Raw genomic sequence first — 23,421 nt, 5'->3', positions numbered from 1 at the left:
TGTGGCGCAACCCCAGCCGCGTCGGCCGCAAGCGCGGGCTGAAGGTCGGCCCCGACGGCAAGCCCCTGTACGGGGAGACCGTCACCATCCAGTTGCCGCGCATCTTCACGGACGATGAAGTGGCGGAGCTGCGGAACGTGGCTGAGGTCGCCAAGGTCACCAGGGCGCCGGCGGTGACCAGCGCCATTTACACCCTTTCTGGACGCATGGCCAGTCCTTGCGGCTCTTTGTACACGGGCCAGGGCGGGGAGCAGAAGGCCCGCTATTACCGCTGCAAGGGCAAGGAGCCCGCCTATCCGGGGGCTCCCGTCTGCGACTGCTCCGTGGTCGACGCTGACGCGGTCGAGAAGTTCGCGTGGTCCCACATCTCCGGCTTCCTGGGAGACGCCGAGAGGCTGGAGCAGCTGGCCCGGAAGTGGCTCGGGTCCACCGCCAAGGAGAAGATCGGCTACACCGCCCGCATCGCCAAGCTGGACCAGGAGACCGAGGAACAGACCGACATCATCGAGGCCACGGAGGCGGCAGCAGTCGCCCGCCACATCCGCAAGGGCCTGCCCCAGGCCGAGGCCGTAGAGGCGGCCCAGAAGGCCGTCATGCCCCTGGAAAAGGCCCTCTCCGACCTGGAGGGCCAGCGGGCTGAGGCCGAAGCCTGGCAGAAGGAAGCAGAACGGCTCCAGGAGCACGTCCAGAGCCTCCGGCAGCTGGCCGCACAGGCCAGGGACCGGCTGGGCGCCCTGGATACTGAGAAGCAGGCGGCCTTTCTGGCGGTCTTGAACATCAAGGTGAAGGTCAAGGCCAACCCAGCCGCCGGCCGGGCCGGGTCTCCCTGCTCCCTGCTGAAGTGGTTCGCCGACACAGGGCGCCTCGTGCCCCACCTGACGGATGAGGCGTGGGAGAGGGTCAGGGATGTCGCCGAGGACCGGGCGTACCGCAAGCTCACCGCCCGCCAGATCCTGGCGGGCCTGCTGTACAAGGCCCGTACGGGCTGCCGGTGGCCCGAGCTGCCCGAGGAATTCGGCGCTCACGAGTCCGTGAAGACCTACTGGAAGCGGTGGGACAAGGCGGGCACCTGGGAGCGGATCATGGAGCGGCTGGCCGACGAGCCCGGCGTGCCGGTCTTCGAGGAGGCCAGCAAGGTCCCGCCCCTGGCGATCAAGGGCGAGTTGATCCCGGAAATCGTCCTGGACTCGGAACGTCTGATGGAGAACCCATACCGAAGGCGCCCACGGCGAGGGCGAGCAGGGCCAGGGGCATGAAGGGACCTGTGCCTTTAAAAAGGGAGAGCAGAGTTCCGTACCAGAGTATGTTCAAGTGCGGAACAAAGACTCCTCGGCCCCGTATTCCAAGCGTCGGCGGTGATTACGACGACGTGGCGACGTTCACACGCGCGGCCACCGGCAAGTGGTCGCTGCCGGTCTGCGGCAGTGTCCACGAGCTCTCCGGCTCGATCCCCTTCACCATGATCTGGTCGATCCGCGCCATCGGGAACGACGCCGGCCAGCTGAACCCGAAGCCGCTGCCCGCCGCGCCCTGCGTGGAGCGCATCTGGGCGGTGACGGCGGTGAGCGCGCGGTCGTTCATCGTGCCGTTCAGGTCGCCGAGCAGCACGACCCTGGTCAGCTTCTCGTGCTTGATGGCCTCGCCGAGGGCGTTCGCGCTCTTGTCGCGCTGCCGGGCCGTGAACCCGGCCTCCAGCTTCACCCGCACGGACGGCAGATGGGCGACGTACACCGCGACCTGCCCGGCGGGCGAGGTCACCGTGGCGCGCATGGCGCGCGTCCAGCCCAGCTTGATGTCGACGGGCTTGACGCCGGTCAGCGGGTACTTGCTCCACAGCCCGACGGTGCCCTGGACCGAGTGGTACCGGTACCTCGAATCCAGCGCCTGCTCGTACACCGGAACCGCCGACGTGGTCAGCTCCTCCAGGGCCACCACGTCGGCGCCGGACGCGGCCACGTCACGGGCGGTGCCCGCGGGGTCGGCGTTGTCGGCGTTGACGTTGTGCGTCACCACCGTGAGGTCGCCGGCGCTGCCGGCCTTGTCGCTGATCAGGCTGCCGAAGAGGTTCAGCCACACGATCGACGGCAGCAGCACGGCGATCAGGGCGGTCGCGGACTTCCGTACGAAAGCGAGCACCAGCAGCACGGGCACGAAGAGGCCCAGCCAGGGCAGGAACGTGTCGGTGAGGCTGCCGAGGTTGCCGATGGCGTTCGGAATGTGCGCGTGCAGCAGCATGATCAGGGCGAGCAGCACCGCGAGCGCGGCGACGACGAGGCCGCGACGCCAGATGCGCCGGTCGCCGGTCCAGCCGGCGACCAGGCGGTTCGTCAGGCGCCGGAACCGGGCTCCCGGGCGCTCGGGTCCCGAGCCACCGTTGTCCGTCTCCGTCATGTACGCCTGCTGCGCCATACCGTCGCCTCACTGCCTGCCGTGCACACCGTTCACACCGTTCACCCCCCGTGCACATACGACCCTAGGGGATGATCGGCGCTGATCCTGCCGTCTCTCGACGGCCGTACGGGCACGAGGACGTACAAGTCTGCGCGGCGAGTTCCGGGGCCCAAGGGAGAAAGCGCCCTCTGTGACGAAACGCGCACACGGGCTACGCGGAGGGCGAACTGACGGGGCGCAGCCCTTCGAGCACCGTGTCGACGATCTGCTCCGACAGGCCCTGGGGGAGGTCGGCGTCGGGGCGCATGAGGGTGCGCAGGAGCATGGGTCCGACGACCAGGTCGTTCATCAGGTCGACGTCGATGTCCGTGCGCAGTTCGCCGTTCTCCTGTCCGCGGCGCAGGACCTGGGCCTGGAGCCGGCGGCGCGGCTCGACGACGGTCGCGTGGTACGCGGCCCAGATCTTGGGGCTGCTCTTCATCTGGGCGTAGACGTTGTGCAGGAGCACGGACGAGCGGGTCCAGAGTCCGCGCTCGCGCAGTTGTTCGAGGAGGGCCACGAGGTCGTCGCGCAGTGACGTGCCGGGCAGTTCGGGGTCCGGGGGCTCGGCCGCGCGCACGACGTCGACGAAGAGCTCCTCCTTGCCGCTCCAGCGACGGTAGATGGTGGCCTTGCCGACCCCCGCGGTACGGGCGATGCGCTCGATGGACAGTTCCGCGAGCGGCACGCCCTCCTCCAGGAGCCTCACCACCCCTTCGAGGATGGCGCGCTCCACGCCCTCACTACGGGGGCGGCCCCTGAGGGGCCCCTCCTGGGTTGACCGGCTGTCGGTGAGGCCGCTCACGTCGCTCCGTCCTTTCCGTGGGCTGGGACGATTCTGCCTGGTCCACGACTGCGTTTCCGCCTTGTCCACCACTCCTACTCCGCCGTCACCAACTCCTGTTCCTTCTCGGCCCGCTGAGGCGTCGCCACCTTGCCCGGCAGACAGAGGGCCACGACGATCGCGCCGAGCACCGCCACGCCCGCTCCCCACAGCGCGGTGACGTGCATCGCGTGCAGGAACGCGTCGTGGGCGGGGCCGACGAGCGCCTTGCCCTCGGGGCCCAGCTTCGCGGCGACGCCGAGGGTCGACTCGATGGACTCGCCCGCGGTGTGGCGCAGGTCGGCGGGCAGTGGGCCGAGCTTGTCCTCGATGCCCCCGCGGTAGGCCGTGGAGAGCACCGAGCCCAGTACGGCGATGCCGAGCGCGCCGCCGACCTGGCGGAAGGTGTTGCTGAGCGCGGAGGCGGAGCCGGCCTTCTCGCGGGGCAGGGCCTGCATGATGACGACGCTGACCGGCGTCATGATGTGCGCCATGCCGGTGCCCATGAGGAAGAAGATGACTTCGAGGTGCCAGATCGGGGTGTCCGCCTCCAGCGTGGCGAACGCGGCCAGCATCGCGGCGACGATCACCATGCCGGCCGTGGTGGTGGCCTTGTAGCCGAAGCGGTCGACGAGCAGCCGGGCGCGCGGCGCGAAGATCAGCTGGGCGGCGGCCAGCGGCAGCATCAGCAGACCGGTCTCGAACGGCGAGTAGCCGCGCACGCTCTGGGTGTAGAAGACCGCGAAGAAGGTCACGCCCATCAGCGCGAAGAAGACCAGCGCGATGGCGGCGATCGCGGCCGAGAAGACCTTGTTCTTGAAGTAGGTGACGTCGATGGACGGATGGGTGCTGCGCTTCTCGAACACGACGAAGGCGACGAGGACGGCGAGACCGGCGGCGATGGTTCCCAGCACGGTGGGATCGGTGAAGTCGGCCAGCTCGCCGCCGCGGATGATGCCGTAGACGAGCAGGACCAGACCCACGACGGACAGCACGACACCGATCGGGTCGATGCGGCCGGGGTTCGGGTCGCGGGAGTCGGGCACCAGCCACAGCATCAGGGCGAGGGCGAGCAGCACGATCGGCACGTTGATGAGGAAGACCGAGCCCCACCAGAAGTGGTCGAGCAGGACGCCGCCGGTGATCGGGCCGATGGCGATGGCGAGTCCGACGCCGCCGGCCCAGATGCCGATGGCCTTCGGCTGCTCCTCACGCTCGAAGACGTTCATCAGGACGGCGAGGGTGGCCGGCATCACGAAGGCGGCGCCGAAGCCCATCACCGCGCGGAAGGCGATGAGTTCGCCCGGCGAGCCGGAGAAGGCGGCGAGGGCGGAGCCGATGCCGAACACGACGAGTCCGCCGATCAGGATCCTCTTGCGGCCGAGCCGGTCGCCGAGGAGACCGGCGCTGAAGAGGAGCCCCGCGAAGACCAGGGTGTAGGCGTTGATGGCCCACTCCAGCTCGCTCTGGGTGGCGCCCAGGCCGGTCGGGGCGGGGGTCGAGATCGTCTTGATGGCGACGTTCAGGATCGAGTTGTCGAGCACCACGATCAGCAGACTCAGCATCAGGACGCCGAGGATCGCCCATCGGCGCCGGTGCACCGCCTCCGGTATCCGGGGGCCGTCGAGGGCGCGGTCGGCAGGAGTAGTCATGCCGTCGAGCGTAGGGGGCTTCAGATACGGAACCGTCTCGTATCGAAATTCTTTTACCCAGGTCTTAACTACGGACCTAGGGCACAAGTCGTACGTCAGGCTCAAGTCGCACGTGGGCACGTGACGGAAGTCCCCCCTCGGTCCGCCATCGGTCCCCCACCCGGTCTGGCCGCGTGTAGCACGAGGTGCCACCATGGAGATGGTCCGGGGACGCCGTCAGGGCGCCTCGAGATGACGAAGGAGCCGTTGCAATGACGCAGCTTTCGGCTGCCCAGCCTGCGCAGCAGAAGACCTCCGACGGCAGCAAGACGCTGTACGGGGGCAAGGGCACCCGCCGTATCACCGTTCGCGACATCGCCGCCGCCAAGGAGCGGGGCGAGAAGTGGCCCATGCTCACCGCGTACGACGCGATGACCGCGTCCGTCTTCGACGAGGCCGGGATCCCGGTCATGCTCGTCGGGGACTCGGCGGGCAACTGCCACCTCGGGTACGAGACCACCGTGCCCGTCACCCTCGACGAGATGACCATGCTGTCGGCGGCGGTCGTACGGGGCACGAGCCGTGCGCTGATCGTCGGCGACCTGCCCTTCGGGTCGTACCAGGAGGGCCCCGTGCAGGCGCTGCGGTCGGCGACCCGGCTGGTGAAGGAGGCCGGAGTCGGGGCCGTGAAGCTGGAGGGCGGCGAGCGCTCGCATCGGCAGATCGAGCTGCTGGTGGAGTCCGGCATCCCGGTCATGGCGCACATCGGGCTGACGCCGCAGTCGGTGAACGCCATGGGCTACCGCGTCCAGGGCCGTGGCGAGGAGGCGGCGGCGCAGCTGCTGCGGGACGCGAAGGCCGTGCAGGACGCGGGGGCGTTCGCGGTGGTGCTCGAGTTGGTTCCCGCGGAGCTGGCGGCCGAGGTGACGCGGGTGCTGCACATTCCGACGGTGGGCATCGGAGCCGGGCCCCAGACGGATGCGCAGGTGTTGGTGTGGACCGACATGCTGGGGCTGACCGGTGGTCGGGTGCCGAAGTTCGTGAAGCAGTACGCCGATCTGCGTGAGGTCATGGGCAACGCGGCGAAGGCGTTCGCGGAGGACGTGGTGGGCGGAACGTTCCCGCTGGAGGAGCACTCGGTTCACTGAGCCGAGCTGAGCCATTGCGGCACCAAGGCAGCCCGCCGATCTTCCCCCGTCGGCGGGCTGTTGCCCGTCTGTAGGCGGCTGTCGGTCGTCTGTAGGGGGCTGTCGGTGGTCTGTCGGTGGTTTGTCGGTGGGGACTGGCATCGTCGTGGGCATGACGCGAATCGACAAGAACCCCAACGGCGGGAGTGCCGCCGTCACCGTGCGGGGGCTGGTCAAGCACTACGGGGAGACCAAGGCACTGGACGGGGTCGACCTGGAGGTGCGGGAGGGCACCGTGATGGGGGTGCTCGGGCCGAACGGCGCCGGGAAGACCACCCTCGTGCGGATCCTGTCCACCCTGATCCGTCCCGACGCCGGGCAGGCGACCGTCGCCGGCTACGACGCCGTACGGCAGCCCCGGCAGCTGCGCCGGGTGATCGGGCTCACCGGGCAGTACGCCTCCGTGGACGAGAAGCTCCCCGGCTGGGAGAACCTCTACATGATCGGCCGGCTGCTCGACCTGCCCCGCAAGGAGGCCCGCACGCGGGCCGACGAGTTGCTGGAGCGGTTCTCGCTCACCGAGGCGGCCAAGCGCCCGGCGGCGACGTACTCCGGCGGTATGCGACGGCGGCTGGACCTGGCCGCCTCGATGATGGGCCGGCCCGCCGTCCTCTTCCTCGACGAACCCACCACCGGCCTGGACCCGCGCACCCGCAACGAGGTGTGGGACGAGGTCAAGCGGATGGTCGGCGAGGGCGTGACCGTGCTGCTGACCACCCAGTACATGGAGGAGGCCGAGCAGCTCGCCTCCGAGCTGACCGTGGTCGACCGCGGCAAGGTCATCGCGGGCGGCGCCATCGAGGAGCTGAAGGCGAAGGTCGGCGGGCGGACGCTGCGTGTCCGGCCGGCCGACCCGGTGCAGCTGCGGCCGCTCGCCACCGCTCTCGACGAGCTCGGCATCACCGGGCTCGCCACCACCACCGTGGACGCCGAGCGGGGTGCCGTACTGGTCCCCATCCTCAGCGACGAGCAGCTGACCGCCGTGGTCGGCGCCGTCACCGCGCGTGGCATCACGCTCTCCTCCATCACCACCGAACTGCCCAGTCTCGACGAGGTGTTCCTGTCGCTCACCGGCCACCGCGCCAGTGCCCCCCAGGATGCCGCGCCGGCCGACGACCGCCAGGAGGTCGCCGTATGAGCGCCGCCACCGCAACCGTCACCGATCTCAAGGACGACGCCCGGATCCCGCTGCGCGGGCATCTGCGGCACACCGGCGCGCTCATCCGCCGCAACCTGCTGTGGATCCGCCAGGACCCCGAGTCGATGTTCGACGCGCTGCTGATGCCGATCGTCTTCACCCTGCTGTTCGTGTACGTCTTCGGCGGCTCGATCGGGCAGGCGCTCGGCGGCGGGCAGGACGGGTACGTGCAGTACGTGATCCCCGGCATGATCGCGATGATGAGCATGACGCTGTCCCAGGGCGTCGGCACCGGCTTCAGCCAGGACTTCAACTCCGGCGTCATGGACCGCTTCCGGTCCCTGCCGATCGGGCGCGGTTCGGTGCTGTTCGCGAAGATCACGGTGGAGCTGGCGCGGATGCTGTTCGCGACGACCGTGCTGATGATCGTCGCCGTCGCGGTCGGATTCGACATCACCAACTGGCCGGGACTGTTCGCCACGGTGGGCCTGTCCGCGCTGTTCGCCTCGTCGATCATGTGGGTGTTCCTCACCCTGGGTGTGATCCTGAAGAACGCGCAGTCCGTGCAGGCGATGGGCTTCATGGTGCTGTTCCCGCTGCAGTTCGGCTCGTCGATCTTCGCCCCGACGGCGTCGATGCCGGGCTGGCTGCAGGCGTTCACCGACTACAACCCGCTGTCCACGCTGGCGGACTCGGCCCGCGGTCTGATGGTGGGCGGCCCCGTCGCGCACGACCTGTGGGTGACCGTCGCCTGGTCGGTGGCCATCACGGCGGTCATGGCGCCGGTCGCGATCCACAAGTTCCGTACGAAGAGCTGACGCACACGGCACTCGCGCGGCCGGTACGCGTCAGACCAGGGCGGCGGCCTCCTCGATGGAGAGGCCGCCGCCCTCCGCGTACGCCGCCTCGTAGACGTCGTCGTCGAGCGCGGCGCGCACGCTCGCCACGGCTCGGTCGCGTGCGTCGCGCTCCATGCCCATCGCGGCATGGCCGCGCGGCAGCATCCTGTCGGCGGCGCCGAGGCACCGGGCGGCGTCGCGGGCGCGGCTGCCGCCGTCGATGCCGGCGAGGGCGATCGCCGCGATGGTCAGGTACGAGGCGCGCATGTGCGGGGCGATGGCCATGGCCAGTGGGTCGTCGGCCTGTTCCAGCGCCCGCCGGATCCGGTTCAGGCAGTCCTCGTGGCGGCCTTCGGCGGCGTCCAGCCAGGCCTCCCCGCAGAGGATGAAGGCGTCGAAGACGACGAAGTAGGCGATCTTGAACTCCTCGCGCAGCAGCCGGAGTTGCTCGCGTGCCTCGGGAATCCGGTCGGTCATGCCGAGCCGGCCGGCGAGGTAGAGCCGGGCGGCGGGCATCGCCTCCTGGCCCGAGCCGTCCTTGCGGTCGATCACCTCGCGCAGCAGCCGCTCCCCCCGCTCCGACTCGCCGCCGTCCAGCAGCGCGTTGCCCAGGCGGGCGGCGAGCACCGCCACCTGGGCGCGGGCGCCGAGGCGTTCGGCGTATCCCATCGCCGCCTCGTAGTCGGCGGCGGCGAGCCCGTACTCGCCCTTGCGTTCATGGGCCTCCGCGCGGGCGGAGAGCGCCTCGGCGGTGCCCCAGAGGTCCTCGAGGCGGCGGTAGATCTCCAGCGACTCGTCGGCGTCGCGGGCCGCGTCGCCCGCCCAGTCGGAGCGGTTGGCGAGCAGGTTGGCGCGCATCTGGAGACCGGCGGCGAGCTCCCACTCGAAGCCGGACGCGCCGCGGGAGGTGTCGACGGTGGCCTCGACGATCCGGCGTACCCGGTCCATGTCGCCGGTGAGCATGACGGCGAAGAACCACAGGGAGCCGGGCATACGGCAGGTCTGCGGCATCCCCGGCTCGTAGGTCTCCGCGATGGCGCGCAGCTTCTGCTGCGCCGGTGGGGTCTGCCAGGCATTCAACTCGGTGTCCATGCAGGCGAGATGGACGAGGTGGACACCGCGCCGGGCCTCTTCGAGGACCTCGCCGGTCCACGGGGGCGGGGTGTCCGTGCAGCGCTCCCACAGCGGCGCGGCGCGGCGCACGGGCGGGACGAAGGGGTCGGGGCCGAGGGTCTGCGCCTCGCGGGACCAGGTGCGGGCTATCAGGCGCAGGTCGCGCATCTGCCAGTACCAGGCCATGGACAGCACCAGGCACAGCACCTCCTGCTCGTCGCGCGCGGCGACGGCGCGTTGCAGCGCCGCGCGGATGTTCTCGGCCTCGCGCTCGAGCCGCCCGATGGCGGCGAGCTGGCTCGAGCCGCGCAGCAACGGTTCAGTGGTGCGGGCGAGTTCGCGGTAGTACGTCAGATGCGCGCGCTCGGCGTCCGCGCGCTGCCCGGCCTCGTCGAGCCGTTCGCCCGCGTACTCGGCGACGGTCTCCAGGAGCCGGTAGCGCATCTCGCCGTCCCCCGAAGGGGCCGCGACCACCAGGGACTTGTCGACGAGCGAGCCGAGCGCGTCGAAGGCGGCCGGACCGCACACGGCCTCGGCGGCGGCGAGGTCGCTGCCGCCGGCGAACACGGACAGCCGCCGCAGCACGTCCCGTTCGTCCACGTCCAGCAGCTCCCAGGACCAGTCGACGACGGCCCTGAGCGTCTGCTGGCGGGGCAGGACGGTACGGCTGCCGGAGGTCAGCAGGCGGAAGCGGTCGTCGAGCCGGTCGGCGATCTGGCGTGGGGTCAGCATGCGCAGACGGGCGGCGGCGAGCTCGATGCCGAGGGGCAGTCCGTCGAGGCGCCGGCAGATCTCGGCACACGCGTCCGGATCGTCCTCCACCCGGAAGCCGGGCCGGGCCGCCGCACCCCGGTCGGTGAGCAGCCGCAGCGCGACGGGTTCGGGCAGCGGCTCCACGGGCCGCAGCAACTCCCCCGGCACGCCGAGGGGTTCACGGCTGGTGGCCAGCACCGTCAGGCCGGGGCAGCGCTCCAGGAGCTCCTCGACGAGCCGGGCGGCGGCGTCGACGACGTGCTCGCAGTTGTCGAGGATCAGCAGCATACGGCGGCTGCCGCAGTGCTCGGCGAGCCGCTCGACGGGGTCGTCGTGCCGGTCGGCCCCGGCCCGCATCGCCTCGGCACCGGCGCCGTACAGCACGGTCTCCCGGGCGCCGACGGCGGTGAGCACCGCCTCCGGTACGGCGTCCGGGTCGTCGACGGGAGCGAGCTCGGCCAGCCACAGTCCGTCCCGAGCCGCGTACCGCACGGCCTCCGCGGCCTCCTGGGACAGCCGCGTCTTCCCGGCCCCGCCGGGACCGATCAACGTGACGAGCCGGGCGGCGGCGAGGTCCCCCCGGATGGCCTCGATATCGGCTTCGCGACCGACGAAGGAGGTGAGGCGGGCGCGGAGGTTGCTGGGGGGTGGGGAGTCGGAGGCCTGCCGCGGCCTGGGGGCAGGTGTCTCACCGGCGTTCAGCAACTCATCGTGCAGACCACGCAGTTCCGGGCCCGGATCAGAACCCAGCCGGTCCGCCAGGAGCTGTCGTACGTCCTCGTAGGCGGCCAGCGCTTCCGCCGTGCGGCCCGCGTCGCGCAGGGCGCGCAGGCGCAGGGCCTGGAGGGGCTCGTCCAGCGGGTGGGTGTCGCACAGGGCGGTCAGCTCGGGCAGGGACTGTTCGGCGTGGCCGAGGGCGAGCGCGGCGGTGTGGCGGGCGCGCAGCACGTCGAGGTGCCGGGTCCGCAGGCGGGCCGCCTCGGCGGTGCGGTCGGGCAGGTCGGCGAGGGCCGGGCCGCGCCACAGGGCGAGGGCGTCGTCGAGGACGACGGCCGCCTTGGCGGGGTCGCCGTCGGCCAGCGCGCGCAGGCCCTCGCCGACCAGCCGCTCGAAACGGTGCAGGTCGACGTCGTCGGGCGCGGCGGCGAGGCGGTAGCCGCCGTCCACCGAGGCGACCGCGTCCGCGCCGAGCGCCCGGCGCAGCCGTCCGACGAGTGCCTGGAGCGCGCCCGTGGCGTCGGCGGGCGGGTCGCCGTCCCACACCTCGTCCACCAGGAGCCCTGCGGGCACGGTCCGGCCGGCTCGCAGCGCGAGCACGGTCAGCAGCGCGCGCAGCCGCGCCCCGCCGACCGGAACGGGCGTGCCGTCGGGGCGGAGTGCCTGGGTGGTGCCGAGGATGCGGTAGCGCACGAGGTCCATTGTCTCCGGGGACGCCCCGGCTCCGCTTCCGGGTTTCAGGCACACGGGGTGTGCTGCCGGAACCCTCGACCACCCGCGAGACGTTTTCCCCCCGCGCCCGGTACGGTCGGGCAGTCCCACCGCGTGTTCACGAGTGTCCAGGGAGCCCCATGACCACCGCCACCACCCGCCACAGCGACCGGCGGATCAGCCCCGTCTTCATCGGGATCGTCGCCGTCACGGCGGTGACGGGCTGGGCCACCTGGACGGGGTTCGCCGAACAGCCCGGATTCTCCGTGTTCCTGTTCGTGACGGCCGCGTGGATCGTCTCCCTGTGCCTGCACGAGTACGCGCACGCGCGCACCGCCCTGCACAGCGGCGACATCTCGGTCGGGTCGAAGGGCTATCTCACCCTCAACCCGTTGAAGTACACGCACGCCCTGCTGAGCATCGTGCTCCCCGTGCTGTTCGTCATCATGGGCGGGATCGGTCTTCCCGGTGGCGCCGTCTTCATCGAGCGCGGCCGGATCCAGGGCCGGTGGCGGCACAGTCTGATCTCGGCGGCGGGGCCGCTGACGAACGTCCTGTTCGCGGTCGTCTGCACGGCGCCGTTCTGGCTGGACGCGCTGGACGGCGTGCCGCGGGACTTCCGGTTCGCCCTCGCCTTCCTCGCCCTGCTCCAGGTCACGGCCGCGCTGCTGAACTTCCTGCCGGTGCCGGGCCTGGACGGCTACGGAGTCATCGAGCCCTGGCTGTCGTACAGCATCAAGCGCCAGGTGGAGCCGTTCGCGCCCTTCGGCCTGCTGTTCGTGTTCGCGCTGCTGTGGGTGCCGTCGATCAACAGCGCGTTCTTCGAGGTGATCGACTCGATACTGGCCGGCCTGGGGATCCATGAGTTCGAGACGTACTGCGGTCAGGAGCTGTACCGCTTCTGGCAGGGGACGAACGAGTTCTGCCAGGTCAGCCCGTGAGGGAGCTCAGCCCGTGAGGGAGCTCAGCCCGTGAGGGAGCTCAGCCCGTGAGGGACTTCCGCGCCTTCTCCCGCTTCACGTAGTACCAGGTCATGTTGGACGACAGGCCCGCGAGCAGCACCCACACGATCCCCAGAAAGCTGCCCTGGGCGAAGGAGACGACCGCCGCGGCCACGGACAGGACACAGACGGCGAGGGCGTAGAGGGCGAGGCGGGGCATGGGGTGGTTCTCCTGTCGGGGGACACTGCTGCACTGCTTGCTGTACTGCTTCGCCGCACAGTGTCCCCCATGCGCTCATCCGCTCACACGTCGGTGATACGGACCCCCGCGTGCGCCTTGTAGCGGCGGTTCACGGAGATCAGGTTGGCGACCAGCGACTCCACCTGGTGTGCGTTGCGCAGGCGCCCCGCGAAGATCCCGCGCATGCCGGGGATGCGGCCGGCCAGGGCCTGGACGATCTCCACGTCCGCCCGCACCTCGCCGAGGACCATCACATCGGTGTCGATCTCGTCGACCTCGGGGTCCTGGAGCAGGACCGCCGACAGGTGGTGGAAGGCGGCGGTGACCCGGGAGTCGGGCAGCAGGGCGGCGGCCTGCTCGGCGGCGCTGCCCTCCTCCGGCTTCAGCGCGTAGGCGCCCTTCTTGTCGAAGCCGAGCGGGTTGACGCAGTCGACGACGAGCTTGCCGGCCAGTTCCTCGCGCAGGGACTGAAGGGTCTTGCCATGGCCGTCCCAGGGCACGGCGACGATCACGATGTCGCTGCGCCGGGCGGTCTCGGCGTTGTCCGCGCCCTCGACGCCGTGCCCGAGCTCCTCGGCGGCGGCCTGCGCACGGTCGGCGGCCCGCGAGCCGATGATCACCTTCTGGCCGGCCTTGGCGAGCCGGTAGGCGAGGCCCTTGCCCTGCGGGCCGGTCCCGCCGAGCACGCCGACGACGAGACCGGAGACGTCGGGGAGGTCCCAGGGGTCCTTGGCGGGGGCCTTCTGAGCGCTGTCGCTATCGGTAGAGGTCATGGGCCGACTTTACGTCCGCCCCGCGCGCCGGAAAGTCTCAGGTGAACTCCGTCACGGGCACCCGCCGGAAGCCGATCGTCTCGTACCAGCCGAAGTCACCCGTCTCGTGGTCGGCATGGTCGAACTCCTTGCCGGACAGTGACTCGACTCCTTGCCCAAGTTGGGCGAATTCGGCGCGAACCGCGGGTCACGAACGGCCGGTTGCGGCAGCATGCGGTCCCATGGATGCCGTACGGGTCGCGTTGTTGCGCGAAGTGCTCGCCGGGACCGAGTGGTTGGGGGCCACGCGGCGGTTCGCGGGGGCGCTGCGGGGGTCGGTGGTGTCGCACGGCGGAGGGCTGCTGCTGGTGGGCACGGCGGAGTACGAGCCGTGGCATCTCGCGGCGCATCTGGTGGACGAGGCCGCGTGGTCGGGCACGCCGGAGCTGGCCCCGACACTCGTACGGCATGACCCGCGCCCGTCGGATCCGGCCCATCTGGCGGTCGGGCTGGGGCGGATCGAGGGGGCCCGGCGTGGTGAGACGCTGCTCGTGGTGTCGCCGGAGGGGCCGGGTGCCGCGCTGCTGGAGCGAGTGCATGACGCCCGGCGGGCCGGGACGACGGTGCTGACCGTCGGGGACGGCGGGGCCGAACTGGCGGCGATGGCACACGAGTCGCTGGCCGTACCGGAGGGCGCCGAACTGGACCTCGACACCGTGCAGCACCTGGTCAGCGCGGCGGCCGGGGAGAACTCCCTACCGTCCGCCTCCAGGGGGCGCCGGCGTTTCCGGGACAGGTTGTCAAGACTGACGGACGCGTTGACGGCACCGCCGCCTGCCCGCTGGTGACCTGGCCGACCGCGGACCCGGCGAAAAAGCGGTTGCCCGCAACCGCCCCTCCCCCGACCATTGCCCCTCGTGACCGACGCCGCCCCCGAACCTCCCTCCGGCCTGCGCGCCCTGCTCCCCGACCTCGCCCCCTGGCGGGCCTCCGTCGACTTCCGCAGGCTGTGGCTGTCGGGGCTGATCACGAACTTCGGGAGTTTTCTGACCTTCGTCGCGCTGCCGGTGCAGATCAAGGAGCTCACCGGGTCCGCGGCGGCCGTGGGAGCGATCGGGGCCGTCGAGCTCGTACCGCTGATCGTGTTCGGGCTGTACGGAGGTGCGCTCGCCGACGCCTGGGACAAGCGGAAGCTGATCGTGTGGACCGAGGCCGGGCAGGGTCTGCTGTGCGTGGTGCTGCTGGTCAACGCGCTGATGCCGAGCCCCGCCGTCTGGCCGCTCTACGTGGTCGCCGCCCTCTCCTCCGCCCTGCTCTCGGTGCAGCGGCCCGCGCTCGACTCGCTGATGCCGCGGATCGTGGCCCACGAGCACCTGCCGGCCGCGGCCGCCCTGAACTCGTTGCGCTGGCAGGTCGGCGGCGTCGCCGGTCCGGCGCTGGCGGGCGTGGTCGTCGCGTTCGCGGGGCTCGGGTGGGCGTACGCCGTGGACCTGGCCACCTTCGCCGTCTCGGTGGTGTTCTGCGTCCGGCTGGCCCCCTCCCCCGCCTCCCACGAGGCACAGAAGCCGTCCCTGAAGTCCATCCTCGAAGGCGCCCGGTACGCCTGGAGCCGCAAGGAGCTCCTGGGGACCTACATCATCGACATCGCGGCGATGCTCTTCGCGATGCCGCTCGCCGTGCTGCCCTTCCTCGCGGACGAGCTGGACGCCGAGTGGTCGCTCGGTCTGATGTACGCCGCCGTTCCGGCCGGGGCGCTGCTGGTGAGCCTGACCAGCGGCTGGACCTCGCGGGTGCACAAGCACGGGCGGCTCGTGGTCGTCTCGGCCGCGCTGTGGGGTGTGTGCATCGCCGCCGCCGGTGTTTCCGGGAACGTCTGGCTGGTGCTGCTGTTCCTCACCGTCGGCGGCGCCTGCGACATGGTCAGCGGTGTCTTCCGGGGAGCGATGTGGAACCAGACGATCCCCGACGAGCTGCGCGGCCGGCTCGCCGGGATCGAGCTGCTGTCGTACTCGGTGGGGCCGCAGCTCGGCCAGGTCTGGGTGGGCGGCATGGCGGCCTGGCGGGGCGTGCGGACGTCCATATGGTCGGGCGGGCTGCTGTGCGTGGGCGCGGTGGGGCTGCTGGCCCTGTGCCTGCCGAAACTGATGACGTACGACGTGCGGACGAACGAGCACGCGGTGCGGCTGCGCGAACAGCGCGCGGCCGCCACGGCCGCCGTGGACGACTGATCAGTCGTCGTCCGTGGCGCCGCCCGCCGGCGCGTCGTGCCACTTGGGGTCGTTCTCCCACTCGAGGTTGCGCTCGCGGGCGGTCGCCATCGCGTGCTCGGCCTCCTTGCGGGTGGCGTACGGGCCGAAGCGGTCCTTGGCCGGGCACTCCGGCCCCTCCTCGACCTTCTTGTGCTGGAGGCAGTAGTACCACTCGCCCGGTTTTCCGGCCGTGCGCTTCTTGAACAGGGCCATTGCGGCTCCTTTCGCCACGGACATGTTCCCCCACGCCGCCTCGTTAGACTCACTGACATGTCTGGCCAGTCGCTGCTCGTACCAGGGGAGCTGTCTCCCACCCGTTCCGTCCCCGGAAACATCCGCCGTCCCGAGTACGTCGGCAAGCCCGGGCCCACTCCGTACACCGGGCCGGAGGTGCAGACGCCCGAGACGATCGAGGCGATGCGTTACGCCGGCCGGATCGCCGCGCGGGCGATGGAGGAGGCGGCGAAGCTGATCGCGCCGGGTGTCACGACCGACGAGCTGGACAAGGTGGCGCACGAGTACATGTGCGACCACGGCGCCTACCCGTCGACGCTGGGCTACCGCGGCTTCCCCAAGTCCCTGTGCAGCTCGGTCAACGAGGTCATCTGCCACGGCATCCCGGACTCCACGGTTCTGCGCGACGGCGACATCGTCAACCTGGACGTGACGGCGTACATCGGTGGGGTGCACGGCGACAACAACGCGACGTACCTGGTGGGTGAGGTCGACGAGGAGTCGCGGCTGCTGGTGGAGCGGACCCGGGAGTCCCTCAACCGCGCGATCAAGGCGGTCAGGCCGGGCCGGCAGATCAATGTCATCGGCCGGGTCATCGAGTCGTACGCGAAGAGGTTCGGGTACGGGGTGGTCCGGGACTTCACGGGCCACGGGATCAACTCCTCCTTCCACTCCGGGCTGATCATCCCGCACTACGACAGCCCGCACGCGACGACCGTCATCCAGCCCGGGATGACCTTCACGATCGAGCCGATGCTGACGCTCGGGACGCACGAGTACGACATGTGGGACGACGGCTGGACGGTCGTGACGAAGGACCGGAAGCGGACGGCTCAGTTCGAGCACACGCTGGTGGTGACGGAGACAGGGGCGGAGATTCTGACCCTCCCCTAGCCCCGGCCCGGTTGCCCTGGTGGCCCGCTCTCTTCGGAGGGCGGGCCTTTTTGGCGGCCTTTTCATGTGGGAGAACGTGTGGGTTCGGTGGGGATTCTGGGTACTGCTTTACCGACAGGAAGTCGGCAAAAGCATTTACTTAGGTAAGCCTAACCACAGAAAATCTGAGCTCATGGACTCCTTCTCGACAGTCATCCGCACCGCTTCGCAGGAGCAGCACGGGGAGGCGAACACCTCGACGTTCATGAGCGACATGCTCGGCGGCAGGCTCGGCGTCGACGCGTACGCGCGGTACACCGAGCAGCTGTGGTTCGTGTACGAGGCACTGGAGGCCGGCGCGGAGCGGCTGGCGTCCGACCCGGTGGCGGGGCCCTTCATCCGGCCCGAGCTGTTCCGGCTGAGCGCGCTGGAGAGCGACCTGGCGCATCTGCGGGGGCCGGGCTGGCGTGCGGGGCTGTCCGCCCTGCCGGCGACGCGGGCGTACGCGGAGCGGGTGCGCGAGTGCGCCGAGCGGTGGCCGGCCGGTTACGTCGCCCACCACTACACGCGTTACCTGGGCGACCTCTCCGGCGGCCAGATCGTCCGCGACAGGGCGGAGAAGACGTGGGGCTTCACCAAGAAGGGTGACGGGGTCCGCTTCTACGTCTTCGCGGAGATCCCCAACCCGGGCGCGTTCAAGCGGGGGTACCGGGAGCTGCTGGACGCCGTCCCGGCGGACGATCTGGAGAAGCAGCGGATCGTCGCGGAGTGCAAGCGGGCGTTCGAATTGAATCTGGGGATGTTCCGGGCGTTGAGTGCGGAGTTTCCGGTGAGCGCCTGATACTTGGCGCTCACCAGGACCCTCGGCACTCTCGCCGCTCTCAGCGCTCTCAGCGCTCCAGGAACACGCGTCCGCCGACCTCCACCCAGCCCCCGGGCTGCGGTGCCGTGAGGATCTGCGATCCCGTGCCCTGCGTGATGTTCAGGGCGCGGCCCAGCTGATCCGTCAGCAGCAGCGCCGCCGCGCCGGTCGCCTCGTCCTCCTCGATGCCGTCGTCGCGGCCGGGGAAGGCGCGGGCGCGGATGCGGCCGGCGGACTCGTCCTCCCAGGCCCAGGCGTAGAGCCACTCCCCGGGCGGCGGTACGGGCAGGTCGTCGACCTCGGCGGCCGTGGCGTACCGGCGCAGGGTGCGCGGCGGGGCCCACTCCGCCCGCGCCTCGATCCAGCTGAACTCGCCGTCCAGGCGGGCGCCCACCACGCCGGCCGGGGTGACCAGTTCGGGCACGTCGAGGAGCCAGGCCGCGCCCACGCAGGGGTGGCCGGCGAAGGGCAGGCGCAGGGTGGGCGTGTAGATGTCGATGACGCCGCGCTCGGGGTCGTCCACGAACACGGTCTCGCTGAAACCGAGTTTCGCGGCGAACGCCTGCCGCTCCGCGGGGTCGGGCAGGACGGAGCCCTCTCGGACGACACCGAGCTCGTTGCCGTACCCGCCGTTCGCTCCGCAGAAGACACGGAGTACGTCGTAGTCAGTCACGCGGGCATTGTGCCTTGCCGGGCGCCGGTGTCGATGCGCGCCCGACCGAGGTTCCCATCCGCGCACCGGCGAGATGCCGGTGGCCCCTCGGCGGGACCGACTCAGGCCTCTTGACCGGAGCTTGACCTCGACATGACGTCCATTTTTGGTCACCGTGACCGGCGCGTGCTCATACACCGTCCATGAGAGCTGAATCACTACGCGGACAGTTATCGCACAGGAAATCCCTGGGTACGTTAGGCGAGCCTCACCTTACGTGAGGCTCGTCACGCATCCTTTTCGGCCATTACCTGGAGCCACCATGCGAGCCGTCAGATTGTCCGCTCTCACCGCAGCCGCCACCGCGGCGGCGCTGGCCGCCGTCACCGGCTGCACGGAGAAAGGCAGTTCGGCGGGCGGTGACGGAGCCATCAACGTGACGGCCACGGACGACAAGTGCGAGGTGTCGAAGAAGGAGTTCCCGGCCGGGCACGTCGAGCTGGCCATAGAGAACAAGGGCTCCAAGGTCACCGAGGTCTACATCCTCTTCCCGGACGACCGGATCGTCACCGAGCGCGAGAACATCGGCCCCGGCACCAAGCAGAAGGTCACCGCCGAGGTGAAGGCCGGCGACTACCAGATCGCCTGCAAGCCCGGCATGAAGGGCGACGGCATCCGCCAGACCGTCACGGCCACCGGCGGCGGCGCGGTCGCCAAGCGCGACCCCCGTCTGGACAAGGCCGTCGCCGCCTACCGCGCCTACGCGCAGGCGCAGGCCGACGAGACGCTGCCGAAGGCCGAGGTCTTCGCCAAGGCGGTCAAGGACGGCGACATCGCGGCCGCGAAGGCCGCCTACGCGCCCTCCCGCATCGGCTGGGAGCGCACCGAGCCGGTCGCGGAGTCCTTCGGCGACATCGACCCGAAGGTCGACCTGCGCGAGGACGGCCTGGAGGAGGGCCAGGACCTGGAGAAGGACTGGACCGGCTGGCACCGGCTGGAGCGCTCGCTCTGGAAGGACGACAAGCTCACCGACCGCGACTCGCAGCTCGCCGACCAGCTGATCACCGACCTGAAGGACTGGCAGAAGCGGGTCGGCAAGGCCGAGATCACCCCGACCTCCATGGCCAACGGCGCCAAGGAACTCCTCGACGAGGTCGCCACCGGCAAGGTCACCGGCGAGGAGGAGCGCTACTCGCACACCGACCTCGTCGACTTCAAGGCCAATGTCGAGGGCGCGGAGAAGTCGTACGAGCTGCTGAAGCCGGTGGCGAAGGAGAACGACGCGGCGCTGGTCACCGAGCTGGACAAGCAGTTCGCCGCGCTGAACGCGCTGCTGGACAAGTACCGGGCGGACAAGTCGTCGTACGACTTCGTCTCGTACGACAAGGTCGGTAAGGCCGAACAGAAGGAGCTGTCGGACGGGGTCAACGCCCTCGCGGAGCCACTGTCCAAGCTCGCCGCCGCCGTCGTCGTGAAGTAGGTACCCCGTCATGACCGACAACTCCGCGGAATCCGCCGCTCCTTCCCGCCGTGCGCTGATCGGCTGGGGTGGTGCCGGGCTCGCGCTCGGGGCCGCCGCGGCCGGCGGTGCCGTGGCGATGGCCCGCACCGGGGAAGACACGACCCCGGCCGGTGCCGAGACGGGCGCCGCCGTCGATTTCCACGGCGCCCATCAGGCGGGCATCGCCACGCCCGTGCAGGACCGGCTGCACTTCGCCGCGTTCGACGTGACGACGGACGACCGGGCCGCCTTCGTACAGATGCTGAAAGACTGGACCGAGGCCGCGCGGCGGATGACCGCCGGGCACCCGGTCGGCGAGGGCGGGTACGGCGGGCTCGCCGAGGCGCCGCCGGACGACACGGGTGAAGCGCTGGGGCTGAAGCCGTCGCGGCTGACGCTGACGATCGGCTTCGGACCCACCCTGTTCGACAAGTTCGGCCTCGGGGACCGACGGCCCGAGGCCCTCATCGACCTGCCCAAGTTCGCCGGCGACAACCTCGACAAGGACCGCAGCGGCGGCGACCTGTGCGTCCAGGCCTGCGCGGACGACCCGCAGGTCGCCGTGCACGCCATCCGCAACCTCGCCCGCATCGGCTTCGGCAAGGTCGTCATCCGCTGGTCCCAGCTCGGCTTCGGCAAGACGTCGTCGACGACGCCCGAGGCACAGACCCCGCGCAACCTGATGGGCTTCAAGGACGGCACCCGCAACATCGCGGGGACGGAGACGGACCGGCTGAAGAAGTTCGTGTGGGTGCCCCCTTCCGACGGTCCCGACTGGATGACCGGCGGCTCCTACCTCGTCGCCCGCCGTATCCGGATGCACATCGAGACCTGGGACCGCACCTCGCTGAAGGAGCAGGAGGACATCATCGGCCGCGACAAGGGCGAGGGCGCCCCGGTCGGCAAGGCCAAGGAGCGTGACGAGCCGTTCCTGAAGGCGATGCTGCCCGACGCGCACGTCCGGCTCGCGCACCCCGACTCCAACCACGGGGCGACCATCCTGCGGCGCGGCTACTCCTTCACCGACGGCACGGACGGCCTCGGCCGCCTGGACGCGGGCCTGTTCTTCCTCGCCTACCAGCGGGACGTCCGCGAGGGGTTCGTGCGGATCCAGCGCAACCTGGCCACGGACACGCTCAACGAGTACATCCAGCATGTGGGTTCCGCGGTGTTCGCGGTCCCGCCCGGCGTCCGCGGCAAGGACGACTGGTGGGGCAGCACGCTGCTGACCGAGGAGGCCTAGCCCGTGTTCTCCAACTACCTGATCGGTCTGCGCGAGGGCCTGGAAGCCAGCCTCGTCGTCTGCATCCTCATCGCCTACCTGGTCAAGACCGGCCGCCGGGACGCGCTGCGGCCCATCTGGATCGGCATCGGCGTCGCGGTCGCCCTCGCCCTCGGCTTCGGCTGCGCGCTCGAATTCGGCTCCCAGGAGCTGACGTTCGAGGCGCAGGAGGCGCTCGGCGGCTCGCTGTCGATCCTCGCGGTGGGCCTGGTGACGTGGATGGTGTTCTGGATGCGGCGCACCGCCCGGCACCTGAGGTCCGAGCTGCACGGCAAGCTGGACGCGGCTCTGCAGATGGGTGCACGGGCACGAACCGCTTGGGCCCCAGCGCCAGACCGATCCTCGTGTGCCCCAGCGACACCAGGTGCGTGACCGCCAGCGTCATCGCCGCCCGGTCGTCGGGGGAGATGAACGGCGCCTGAACCTTCGGCGAGAAACCGTCCACCAGCACGTACGGCACGCCCTGCGCGCGCAGCTGCTCGTAGCGCTGCATGTCCGCCGAGGTGTCCGCGTGCAGACCGGAGACGAAGATGATGCCGGCCACACCCCGGTCGACGAGCATCTCGGTGAGCTCGTCCTCCGTGGAGCCGCCCGGGGTCTGCGTGGCCAGGACGGGCGTGTAACCCTGCCGGGTCAGCGCCTGGCCGATGACCTGCGCGAGCGCCGGGAATATCGGGTTCTCCAGCTCCGGGGTGATCAGGCCGACCAGACCCTCGCTGCGCTGCCGCAGACGCACCGGGCGTTCGTAGCCCAGCACGTCGAGGGCGGCCAGCACGGACTGGCGGGTGGTGGCGGCGACGCCCGGCTTCCCGTTGAGGACGCGGCTGACGGTCGCTTCGCTCACCCCCGCCTGAGCAGCGATGTCGGCTAGCCGTGTGGTCACAGGGTGGGACTGTACCGGCCAGGTGTTGCCTTGCACACCGATCCGGCGGCGTGGGCTCATCGCGCTCCCTCATGAAAGTGGCGGCAAGAGCTTGCAGAGTCTTGCACAGACCGTCCCTACCGCTCTACGTCTGTAAGGAAGCGTCTCACGACGGTCGCCAACAGGTCACGCCCGAATAACTTCAGACCTCTCTTGCACCTTTTTTCTGCAAGGACTTTCGCAGCGCTTACATCGCTGTTACGTTCACGTCGCTCGGCGGCCTCCCCACTCGAAATCACCAAGGAGAACTCATGCGGCGTGGCATAGCGGCCACCGCTCTGGTGGCGTCCCTCGCCCTCGCGGCGACGGCCTGCGGCGGAAGTGACGGCGGCGACTCGGCCGACGGTCCGGTCACCCTGACCTGGTGGGACACCTCCAACGCCACCAACGAGGCGCCGACGTACCAGGCCTTGATCAAGGACTTCGAGGCCGCCAACAAGGACATCAAGGTCAAGTACGTCAACGTCCCCTTCGACCAGGCGCAGAACAAGTTCGACACCGCCGCCGGCTCCAAGGGCGCCCCGGACATCCTGCGCTCCGAGGTCGGCTGGACCCCCGCCTTCGCCAAGAAGGGCTACTTCCTGCCACTGGACGGCACCGAGGCCCTCGCCGAGCAGGACAAGTTCCAGCCCAGCCTGATCGAGCAGGCCAAGTACGACGGCAAGACCTACGGCGTCCCCTTCACCACGGACACCCTCGCCTTCGTCTACAACAAGGCCCTGTTCCAGAAGGCCGGCGTCGAGGCCCCCAAGACCTGGGACGACCTGAAGAAGGCCGCCGCCACGATCAAGGACAAGACCGGCGCCGACGGCTACTGGGGCTCCACCCAGGCCTACTACGCGCAGACGTTCCTGTACGGCGAGGGCACCGACACCGTCGACGCCGCCGCCAAGAAGGTCACCGTCACCTCGGCCGCCGCCAAGAAGGGCTACGAGACCTGGCTGAGCCTGTTCGACGGCAAGGGCCTGCACAAGGCCGACACCACCGCCGACGCCTACGCCCACATCCAGGAGGCGTTCGTCAGCGGCAAGGTCGCCGCGATCATCCAGGGCCCGTGGGAGATCACGAACTTCTACAAGGGCTCCGCCTTCAAGGACAAGAACAACCTGGGCATCGCCACCGTCCCGGCCGGCTCCACCGGCAAGGCGGGCGCCCCGACCGGCGGCCACAACCTGTCGGTGTACGCGGGCTCCGACTCAGCGCACCAGAAGGCGGCGCTGAAGTTCGCCAACTTCATGACCTCGGCGAAGTCCCAGGAGACCATCGCCCTGAAGAACTCCACGCTGCCGACCCGCGACGACGCCTACACCGCCGAGGTCAAGGCCGACCCGGGCATCGCCGGCTTCCAGGGCGTCCTGCCCGCCGCCCAGCCGCGCCCGGCGCTGCCCGAGTACAGCTCCCTGTGGGGCCCGCTGGACATCGAGCTGCCGCAGATCGCCGGCGGCAAGCAGTCCCTGGACGAGGGCCTGAGCAAGGCCGAGACCTCGATCGCCAAGCTGGTCCCGGACTTCGCCAAGTGACCCCGAGTGGCCGCCGGATCTCCCAGCGGGGGAGAGATCCGGCGGCCACC

At 70.3% G+C, this 23,421-nt stretch carries 20 protein-coding genes and 2 pseudogenes; 13 read left to right on the top strand and 9 right to left on the bottom strand.

Annotated features, from left to right (window positions below):
* The first annotated feature begins 206 nt into the window (after positions 1-206).
* On the top strand, positions 207-1,256 hold the full coding sequence (locus Q4V64_RS54950; RefSeq protein WP_306308378.1) for a transposase: 1,050 nt from the start codon (positions 207-209) through the stop codon (positions 1,254-1,256).
* A 103-nt stretch (positions 1,257-1,359) separates the two neighbouring features.
* Here Q4V64_RS54950 and Q4V64_RS13915 read toward each other — a convergent pair whose 3' ends face one another.
* The 3 genes from Q4V64_RS13915 to Q4V64_RS13905 form a co-directional block, all read right to left on the bottom strand.
* Complete coding sequence (locus Q4V64_RS13915; protein ID WP_124442764.1) at positions 1,360-2,409, bottom strand: endonuclease/exonuclease/phosphatase family protein; 1,050 nt, start codon at positions 2,407-2,409, stop codon at positions 1,360-1,362.
* A gap of 193 nt (positions 2,410-2,602) precedes the next feature.
* Positions 2,603-3,235, bottom strand: coding sequence for a TetR/AcrR family transcriptional regulator (locus tag Q4V64_RS13910; RefSeq protein ID WP_124442763.1), 633 nt, complete (start codon positions 3,233-3,235; stop codon positions 2,603-2,605).
* 74 nt (positions 3,236-3,309) lie between these two features.
* Positions 3,310-4,905 carry an MFS transporter gene (locus Q4V64_RS13905; RefSeq protein WP_124442762.1) on the bottom strand — a complete coding sequence of 532 codons (1,596 nt, stop codon included), beginning with the start codon at positions 4,903-4,905 and terminating at the stop codon, positions 3,310-3,312.
* Between the two features lie 251 nt (positions 4,906-5,156).
* Between Q4V64_RS13905 and panB the strand changes: the two genes are divergently transcribed.
* The 3 genes from panB (at position 5,157) to Q4V64_RS13890 (ending at position 8,027) form a co-directional block, all read left to right on the top strand.
* Entirely contained in the window at positions 5,157-6,032 is an 876-nt protein-coding gene (gene panB / locus Q4V64_RS13900; protein ID WP_124442761.1) for a 3-methyl-2-oxobutanoate hydroxymethyltransferase, read from the top strand.
* Between the two features lie 151 nt (positions 6,033-6,183).
* Positions 6,184-7,209 (top strand): ATP-binding cassette domain-containing protein, encoded by a 1,026-nt coding sequence (locus Q4V64_RS13895; RefSeq protein ID WP_172629406.1) that lies wholly within the window; start codon positions 6,184-6,186, stop codon positions 7,207-7,209.
* The gene (locus Q4V64_RS13890) at positions 7,206-8,027 is read left to right on the top strand and encodes an ABC transporter permease (protein WP_124442759.1); all 822 of its coding nucleotides are present in this window, start codon (positions 7,206-7,208) and stop codon (positions 8,025-8,027) included. Before Q4V64_RS13895 ends, Q4V64_RS13890 begins: the two co-directional genes overlap by 4 nt.
* Positions 8,028-8,057: 30 nt before the next feature.
* On the opposite strand, the gene Q4V64_RS13885 is transcribed toward Q4V64_RS13890, so the two are convergent.
* Positions 8,058-11,333, bottom strand: coding sequence for a BTAD domain-containing putative transcriptional regulator (locus Q4V64_RS13885; RefSeq protein WP_124442758.1), 3,276 nt, complete (start codon positions 11,331-11,333; stop codon positions 8,058-8,060).
* Positions 11,334-11,482: 149 nt separating this feature from the next.
* On the opposite strand from Q4V64_RS13885, the gene Q4V64_RS13880 reads away from it, so the two are divergent.
* Entirely contained in the window at positions 11,483-12,283 is an 801-nt protein-coding gene (locus tag Q4V64_RS13880; protein WP_124442757.1) for a site-2 protease family protein, read from the top strand.
* Positions 12,284-12,323: 40 nt separating this feature from the next.
* Here Q4V64_RS13880 and Q4V64_RS13875 read toward each other — a convergent pair whose 3' ends face one another.
* Positions 12,324-12,503, bottom strand: a complete 180-nt coding sequence (locus Q4V64_RS13875; RefSeq protein ID WP_124442756.1) for a hypothetical protein — start codon at positions 12,501-12,503, stop codon at positions 12,324-12,326.
* Positions 12,504-12,586: 83 nt separating this feature from the next.
* Positions 12,587-13,297, bottom strand: a complete 711-nt coding sequence (gene npdG, locus Q4V64_RS13870) for an NADPH-dependent F420 reductase (protein ID WP_124442755.1) — start codon at positions 13,295-13,297, stop codon at positions 12,587-12,589.
* Positions 13,298-13,518: 221 nt separating this feature from the next.
* Between npdG and Q4V64_RS13865 the strand changes: the two genes are divergently transcribed.
* The gene (locus Q4V64_RS13865; protein WP_124442754.1) at positions 13,519-14,124 is read left to right on the top strand and encodes a hypothetical protein; all 606 of its coding nucleotides are present in this window, start codon (positions 13,519-13,521) and stop codon (positions 14,122-14,124) included.
* 69 nt (positions 14,125-14,193) lie between these two features.
* Positions 14,194-15,504, top strand: coding sequence for an MFS transporter (locus Q4V64_RS13860; RefSeq protein WP_124442753.1), 1,311 nt, complete (start codon positions 14,194-14,196; stop codon positions 15,502-15,504).
* On the opposite strand, the gene Q4V64_RS13855 is transcribed toward Q4V64_RS13860, so the two are convergent.
* The gene (locus Q4V64_RS13855; RefSeq protein ID WP_124442752.1) at positions 15,505-15,738 is read right to left on the bottom strand and encodes a hypothetical protein; all 234 of its coding nucleotides are present in this window, start codon (positions 15,736-15,738) and stop codon (positions 15,505-15,507) included. It abuts the gene before it with no gap.
* Between the two features lie 57 nt (positions 15,739-15,795).
* Here Q4V64_RS13855 and map point away from each other — a divergent pair, with 57 nt between their 5' ends.
* Together map and Q4V64_RS13845 are read left to right on the top strand one after the other, a co-directional pair.
* A complete protein-coding gene (map, locus tag Q4V64_RS13850; RefSeq protein ID WP_124442751.1) occupies positions 15,796-16,653 on the top strand; it encodes a type I methionyl aminopeptidase in 858 nt (285 codons plus the stop codon).
* Positions 16,654-16,825: 172 nt separating this feature from the next.
* A complete protein-coding gene (locus tag Q4V64_RS13845) occupies positions 16,826-17,473 on the top strand; it encodes a biliverdin-producing heme oxygenase (protein WP_124442750.1) in 648 nt (215 codons plus the stop codon).
* A gap of 49 nt (positions 17,474-17,522) precedes the next feature.
* Here the strand turns inward: Q4V64_RS13845 and Q4V64_RS13840 are convergent, their stop codons facing one another.
* A complete protein-coding gene (locus Q4V64_RS13840) occupies positions 17,523-18,167 on the bottom strand; it encodes a PhzF family phenazine biosynthesis protein (protein ID WP_124442749.1) in 645 nt (214 codons plus the stop codon).
* A gap of 301 nt (positions 18,168-18,468) precedes the next feature.
* Between Q4V64_RS13840 and efeO the strand changes: the two genes are divergently transcribed.
* The 3 genes and pseudogenes from efeO to Q4V64_RS13825 all read left to right on the top strand — a co-directional run.
* Positions 18,469-19,626 carry an iron uptake system protein EfeO gene (gene efeO / locus Q4V64_RS13835; RefSeq protein ID WP_124442748.1) on the top strand — a complete coding sequence of 386 codons (1,158 nt, stop codon included), beginning with the start codon at positions 18,469-18,471 and terminating at the stop codon, positions 19,624-19,626.
* Positions 19,627-19,636: 10 nt separating this feature from the next.
* Entirely contained in the window at positions 19,637-20,890 is a 1,254-nt protein-coding gene (gene efeB, locus Q4V64_RS13830) for an iron uptake transporter deferrochelatase/peroxidase subunit (RefSeq protein ID WP_124442747.1), read from the top strand.
* 3 nt (positions 20,891-20,893) lie between these two features.
* A pseudogene (locus Q4V64_RS13825) lies at positions 20,894-21,229 on the top strand (FTR1 family protein); the annotation flags it as partial.
* A gap of 1 nt (position 21,230) precedes the next feature.
* Here Q4V64_RS13825 and Q4V64_RS13820 read toward each other — a convergent pair.
* Positions 21,231-21,812: pseudogene (locus Q4V64_RS13820) on the bottom strand (LacI family DNA-binding transcriptional regulator); the annotation flags it as partial.
* Between the two features lie 290 nt (positions 21,813-22,102).
* Here Q4V64_RS13820 and Q4V64_RS13815 point away from each other — a divergent pair.
* Complete coding sequence (locus tag Q4V64_RS13815) at positions 22,103-23,371, top strand: extracellular solute-binding protein (protein WP_124442746.1); 1,269 nt, start codon at positions 22,103-22,105, stop codon at positions 23,369-23,371.
* The last annotated feature ends 50 nt before the right edge of the window (positions 23,372-23,421 follow it).

Origin of the sequence: Streptomyces sp. NL15-2K (assembly GCF_030551255.1) — a bacterium.
GTDB lineage: Bacteria > Actinomycetota > Actinomycetes > Streptomycetales > Streptomycetaceae > Streptomyces.
Note: the sequence above shows the minus strand (reverse complement) of the source record. Positions and strands in the feature narration are given on the sequence as shown.